Source organism: Bacillus sp. AFS001701 (genome assembly GCF_002559405.1).
GTDB lineage: Bacteria > Bacillota > Bacilli > Bacillales > Bacillaceae_G > Gottfriedia.
This window is the reverse complement of sequence record NZ_NTZO01000477.1, coordinates 1-5,781: the sequence shown is the minus strand read 5'-3', so window position 1 is coordinate 5,781 and position 5,781 is coordinate 1. Positions and strand designations below refer to the sequence as shown.

At 33.6% G+C, this 5,781-nt stretch carries 10 protein-coding genes; 8 read left to right on the top strand and 2 right to left on the bottom strand.

Annotated elements, in window-relative coordinates; all coding sequences use genetic code 11:
* Positions 1 to 158 precede the first annotated feature (158 nt).
* A complete protein-coding gene (locus tag CN514_RS21380) occupies positions 159 to 476 on the top strand; it encodes a hypothetical protein (protein ID WP_056475504.1) in 318 nt (105 codons plus the stop codon).
* 52 nt (positions 477 to 528) lie between these two features.
* Here the strand turns inward: CN514_RS21380 and tatC are convergent, their stop codons facing one another.
* A complete protein-coding gene (gene tatC / locus CN514_RS21375) occupies positions 529 to 1,257 on the bottom strand; it encodes a twin-arginine translocase subunit TatC (protein ID WP_069033400.1) in 729 nt (242 codons plus the stop codon).
* A gap of 345 nt (positions 1,258 to 1,602) precedes the next feature.
* Here tatC and CN514_RS21370 point away from each other — a divergent pair, with 345 nt between their 5' ends.
* The 3 genes from CN514_RS21370 (at position 1,603) to CN514_RS21360 (ending at position 3,033) form a co-directional block, all read left to right on the top strand.
* A complete protein-coding gene (locus CN514_RS21370) occupies positions 1,603 to 2,205 on the top strand; it encodes a metal-dependent hydrolase (protein ID WP_176526019.1) in 603 nt (200 codons plus the stop codon).
* A 77-nt stretch (positions 2,206 to 2,282) separates the two neighbouring features.
* On the top strand, positions 2,283 to 2,711 hold the full coding sequence (locus CN514_RS21365) for a hypothetical protein (RefSeq protein WP_098234310.1): 429 nt from the start codon (positions 2,283 to 2,285) through the stop codon (positions 2,709 to 2,711).
* A gap of 22 nt (positions 2,712 to 2,733) precedes the next feature.
* Complete coding sequence (locus CN514_RS21360; RefSeq protein WP_098234309.1) at positions 2,734 to 3,033, top strand: DUF2653 family protein; 300 nt, start codon at positions 2,734 to 2,736, stop codon at positions 3,031 to 3,033.
* 46 nt (positions 3,034 to 3,079) lie between these two features.
* On the opposite strand, the gene CN514_RS21355 is transcribed toward CN514_RS21360, so the two are convergent.
* Positions 3,080 to 3,274 carry a YqzH family protein gene (locus tag CN514_RS21355; RefSeq protein WP_098234308.1) on the bottom strand — a complete coding sequence of 65 codons (195 nt, stop codon included), beginning with the start codon at positions 3,272 to 3,274 and terminating at the stop codon, positions 3,080 to 3,082.
* Positions 3,275 to 3,438: 164 nt separating this feature from the next.
* Between CN514_RS21355 and CN514_RS21350 the strand changes: the two genes are divergently transcribed.
* The 4 genes from CN514_RS21350 to CN514_RS21335 all read left to right on the top strand — a co-directional run bounded on the left by CN514_RS21350 (position 3,439) and on the right by CN514_RS21335 (position 5,656).
* On the top strand, positions 3,439 to 4,701 hold the full coding sequence (locus CN514_RS21350; RefSeq protein ID WP_098234307.1) for a Y-family DNA polymerase: 1,263 nt from the start codon (positions 3,439 to 3,441) through the stop codon (positions 4,699 to 4,701).
* An 87-nt stretch (positions 4,702 to 4,788) separates the two neighbouring features.
* Positions 4,789 to 5,121 carry a YolD-like family protein gene (locus CN514_RS21345; RefSeq protein WP_098234306.1) on the top strand — a complete coding sequence of 111 codons (333 nt, stop codon included), beginning with the start codon at positions 4,789 to 4,791 and terminating at the stop codon, positions 5,119 to 5,121.
* Positions 5,122 to 5,198: 77 nt separating this feature from the next.
* Positions 5,199 to 5,423 (top strand): DUF1659 domain-containing protein, encoded by a 225-nt coding sequence (locus CN514_RS21340; RefSeq protein ID WP_098234305.1) that lies wholly within the window; start codon positions 5,199 to 5,201, stop codon positions 5,421 to 5,423.
* A 17-nt stretch (positions 5,424 to 5,440) separates the two neighbouring features.
* Entirely contained in the window at positions 5,441 to 5,656 is a 216-nt protein-coding gene (locus tag CN514_RS21335) for a DUF2922 domain-containing protein (protein WP_098234304.1), read from the top strand.
* Positions 5,657 to 5,781: the final 125 nt, after the last annotated feature.

The following is a 5,781-nucleotide window of genomic DNA, read 5'->3' as shown; positions in this document are numbered from 1 at the left end:
TTCATATCTTTTAAATCTTTGTCTTATAAACAGACTCTTTCTCTTATCACTTTGTTGTCTATTTAGTTCTAATTACCCATGGTTTCTACAAAATTTTTACTATTCTGAAAAATACATCTTTGTTATAATTTAAATAAGCTTAAATAAGGAGGATTAACATGAAAAAGTTCATTTACGTTTTTGCTATTTTAATTGTACAAGTAATTTTGACGTTCCTTGTTAGTGTTCTCTCGGATTCATCGGCTAGTAATATTGCTATTATGGTAGGATTCGTTACGACGGTCTTCCTTTATTGGAAAACAGCTAAAAAAGTAAGTTATACTCCTCTGCAGCGATATCAATGGTTGCGTGCTGCTGGATTAGAATTTAATGACTTACATAAAGATTTTCAAAGAAAAATTGCTATTAAAGCATCGTTAATTTATAGTTTTTCAGGTTTAGTTGTTACTTTGTATACATCACATATTTTATTATAAGGAATAGTCAAAAAAAAAATGGACAAGCATACTAATTGCTGTCCATTTTTTTTTATTCCGATTCATGTTGTAGGCGTTTAATACGTCTTCTATATGCAATTGATGAAACAAGAATACTTAATTCGTATATAACTAACAATGGTAAGCTTGTCATCATATCAGATACAAAATCAGGCGGTGAAATTGCTGTTCCGATAATAATAAGGATAAAATATGCAAATCGTCGAGATTTTCTTAAAAATGCTGGTGATACGATTCCGATACTTGTTAAAAATAGTATAATGACTGGTAAATCAAAGAAAAACGCAAAAGGAACAACTAAGTTAAATAAGAAGCTAAAATAGCGTTCAGCTGTGAATGTAACTGTTACTAAGTCTTCTCCGATGTCCTGTAAAAATTTTAAAACGTTTGGAAAGATGAAGTAATAGCCAAATGCTAATCCACAAACGAACAATAAGAATAAAGCTGGTATGTAAAGCATTGTGCTTTTTCGTTCTTTTACATGCAAGGCCGGCTTTACAAACGCCCATATTTGGTAAGCTATGACAGGGATACTACACGCGATCGCGAACACTCCACCAATCATTAGATAAATCCAAAGGACATCACTTGGACCAAGCGCTAGAAGCTTTCCATGCAAATCTTGAACAAGGAAATTGAATATAGCTTTCGTATAATATAATCCAATCCCTAAAAAAATAACGAATGCAACAATAACTTTTATTATTCGATTTCGAAGCTCATCTAAATGGTCAATGACACTCATTTCTTTTTCTTGCATAATTTCCCCCAAAGCAAACTGTGAAAGTATTTTATTACACTTTAAAAAGTATAAATTGGCTAGCGATGTCGGTTATGTACATTACTCGATGTAGTTTGCCAATTCTAGGAATAAAGTGTAAGTGCAACTACGTCTTTAGTCTTCTCCTAAAAGGCTCGCCAATCGACTAGTTTTCTATAATACCTAAGCTTCCTATATTTTGTCAGAAAAAAGAACAATCGTCAATGAATATAAAGACATTAATTATTCTTAAATAACCATCATTTGTTAATTTATTCATATGAAAACTAACCTTATCCGACTATAATAAAAGTATGAGTATGTAAGATAAGGTAGGTATTTATTTTGGATGGAAAAAGTCATGTAATTGTAGGATTATTTGCAACTGGTGTCACAATGTATGCAACAAAAAATGATTCTATGACCGTCCCACTTATAGTTGGTGCAATCAGTAGTTTAGCTCCTGATTTAGATCATCATAATGGTTCATTAACAAAAAAAGTTTCAATGCCGCTAAAAGTTCTTTTCAGCTTATTATTTTTTGCAGTTACATTATTTATTGTTGTGAAGACAGGGAAGTTAATTTATTCTGGATCATGGATTTATGCAGTAGGTATTCTCTTATTATTTATTATTTGTGTTAGCTGGTTACGGAATTTAAAAACAATATTAATGTTAACAGGCATATTAATCGCAATTATTGGTTGGTTTTTCTTTTATGGCTATTGGTCACTCTTTGCGCTTGGATTATTTATTGCTGTTTCTTCGAGATTAAAACATCGTGGACCAACTCATTCTCTTTACTTTTTAGCTGTTTGGAGTGGAATTTGTTACTTGCTGCAAAAAGACCTAATGATAAATGGATTATGGTTAGCTGGTACAGTCGGTTATTTTTCTCACCTATTAGCGGATCAGTTGTTTACAAAGCAAAGTATTAAGTGGTTATAGACCTCTTTAATTATCACATTTTTTTATTAAAAAAGATCCATACTAAGAAAGATGTGATGATGAAAGAAGGGTCAATATTGAAAAAAATAAATTCTCTAATATCCATGTGGATTTTGTTTTTTATGCTTGCTTTGTCAATTCCGGTTGATGCAAGTAGTAATATGTATAACCATCAACGTATTAAAGTGAATACTAATTCTTTTGTTTCTAGCAAACAACCATCAACGCATCTTGCAATTAGGAGATCGTATCGTTCTAATAGAAGTTATCGACCAACAGCACCTAGGTCGAGCTATCGATCGTATAGAAGTCCTGGAAGGAATTTTTTAGGGTATGCAGGTGCATTTGGGTTAGGCTCTCTTTTTGGTTCAATGCTAAACCCATTTGGTGGCTACTATGGTGGTCAGCAGTTTGGTTTTTCATTTTTTGGATTACTATTGGATTTTTTAGTAATAATAGTGATTATTTGGTTTATTAAGAAAATCTTTCGTAGAAACCGATATTAACTTTCCCCTTTTGAGGTGACTTGTGAAAATCTATTTTGATGAACAAGATGTTGCCAATGCAATTTGTGTATATGTGGCAGATTTAGAAGGAATTCGCCCTGAAAGTGTGCAAATTGAGTTTCAATTTGATGAGGATGACGGGGTAAGCTGCCAAGTCTCGGCCAATTATCGGAACGTATTGTATTATGAGCAACAAATATCTGACGCAATTGGTTTTTACTTGGAAGAGATTCATCGTTTTTCATCCTATGCAATGGAAATCAATATTGGTTTTGATGAAGAAGATGGAATTACGAGTGAAATATCATTTGTCTATTCATAAAACCCGAGAGAGAACTGGACGTTCTTTCTCGGGTTTTTTCGATTGCTTAGGCATAATTCGTTACGTATTCGTAAACAATATCTTGTACTAATTCGTGTAATTCACGATCATCATTTAATTGTTCGGTAATGATTTGTTCGTACAGTTTATCTAGCATATCAGCTGTAATCCACTGTTCGTGTTCTCCTCTATATTGCATTAATGCTCGTTTAATCATCTGCTTTACAAACTGTCCATCCACTTCTAGTCTTTCCTCCCTTAAGCTAATTTTAGTATAGCTAAAATTTTGTATTGTTCCTAGCGAAAAAATTTTATTGAAATCGAACGTATATTCGTTTAATATATGTTTATAATAAAAATAAGAACATTAGTTCTGCTATTTTTTGGGAAATCGGAGTGATATGTATGAGCATTTGTTATGAAGAGTTACCACATCATCGGATATTATGCATCGATATGAAGAGCTTTTATGCAAGTTGTTCTGCGGTCATGCTCGAATTAGATCCATTAGAATGTTATTTAGCAGTTGTTGGAGATGTGGAGAGGGAAGGAAGTATCGTACTTGCAGCTTCCCCGCGATTAAAAAAGGAATTTGGGATTAAAACAGGATCAAGGGTTTTTGAAATACCAAAAGATCCGCGAATCAAAATTGTAAATCCTTCAATGTCAAAATATCTAGAAATCTCAACGAACATAGTAAAGTTATTAAATGAATTTGCACCTCTAGAGGATTTACATGTATACAGTGTAGATGAATGTTTTTTAAAGGTCGATGGAGTGAAGAGATTATGGGGGGATGCATGGGAGATTGCCGAAAAAATTCGTAATGAGATTATGGCAAGATTTCAATTACCTTGTTCGATTGGGATTGGACCGAACATGCTTTTGTCGAAGCTCTGCTTAGATTTAGAAGGAAAAAAAGATGGGATAGCTGAGTGGACTTATGACGATGTAGAAAAAAAACTATGGCAGGTGAGTCCTCTTAGTGAAATGTGGGGAATCGGTAAAAGAACCGAACGAACTTTAAATACAATGGGTATTTTTACCGTAGGACAGTTAGCGAAATATCCTCTTCATTTGCTGGAGAAGAAATTCGGAGTGATGGGAAATCAACTATATCATCATGCGTGGGGAGTAGATCTGTCTGAGCTAGGTGCGCCAATAATGAACGGACAAATTAGCTTTGGTAAAAGCCAAATATTAATGAGAGATTATACGAAAGTTGAAGAAATTAAATTTGTTATTCGTGAAATGTGTGAAGAGGTTGCACGCCGAACTCGTAATGCTAGGAAGGCAGGACGTACGATTACATTAGGAATTGGATATAGTCGGGAAGAATTCGGTGGAGGATTTTCCCATGCGTTTACAATGGATGAACCTACAAATATTACTTCAGATTTGTATGAGATTTGTACAAAACTATTTGATCGATATTATGAAGGGAAGACAGTTCGGCAAATTCTCATTTCTCTTTCGAATATTGTAAGTGATGAAATCATGCAGTTAAATTTGTTTGATCAGAAAAAACCTCAAAAGCGCAATTTAGGATATGTGATGGACGCAGTCCGAAAAAAATACGGATCATCTTCGCTCCTTTGGGCTGTTTCTTATGCGGAAGGAGGAACAGCACTTGCCCGAAGCAAGCTGGTAGGTGGACATAAAGGTTAAAAAATTTCCTTTTGTCCTTTTCCCCCTGCATGTGAAAGCTACTAGTTCTACCTAAGGTAAAAAGAGAAGAAAAGGAGAAGAATGCCGATGATTCGTGACCGTGGCACGATTAAATGGACGTCAATGATGCTACCAGAACATGTAAAAATGCTTCGTGATTGGAAAGTATCACAAAATTATGAACAACAAAAAGATGTAGATGAACAACTATTAGAGGAAATGAACCGTCATCTTCAACAGGCAATTCACGAAGATGAAAGTGTACAAATTACTTATTATAAAGACCACTATCACCATAATGTAAAAGGAAAAATAGGGAAAATTAATTTATACCAAAATAGGCTATCTATTTATGAAGAACAGGCTGGATATATGGAGCTGTTATTAAGTGATATTGTAGACGTGAAAATTGGATCTTGAACATCAAAAAAATAATTAACCATTAACGAAAATCCCCCCTTTATTAAGTACATATACATCGAAAGGGGGAGTTGAAAATGGCACAAATTGCTACTCAACAACTAACATTGTATGTAAATTTACATGCAGGAAAAGATGCACAAGGAAAAATCATTATCAAGAGGAAGGCATATAAAAATGTCCGAGTTGATGTTGATTTAGTGAAGCTAAGTGAAATCGGAAATGCCTTAGCATCATTGCAAGATCTACCATTAGTAGAGCTAGAAGTATTAAGCAATGGACTACTTTTAAACAGTCTATAAAAAAGGAGGAAAGCGATATGATTCAAACATTAGAGCTTAAATTTTTAAATGAAAACGAAAAAATTGTTACGCTAACAGTAGACAATCCAACAATTCCAGTTAATCCAACATTAATCAATCAAGTAATGGATAAAATTGTAGCAAACAACGTATTCACTTCTACAAGTGGAATTGTCGTAGCCAAACAAGGCGCACGCTTGGTTGGTAAGGAGATTATTGATATAGAGTTATAAGCTCTATTATGAAAAGAGTTTTGTAGGGTCTAAAGACCTTCTGAATGCAGAAGGTCTTTTTTTGCGTTATAATAATAAAGAATGAAAACATAAAATAGAAAATAAATAAATTGTAATAAGAATGC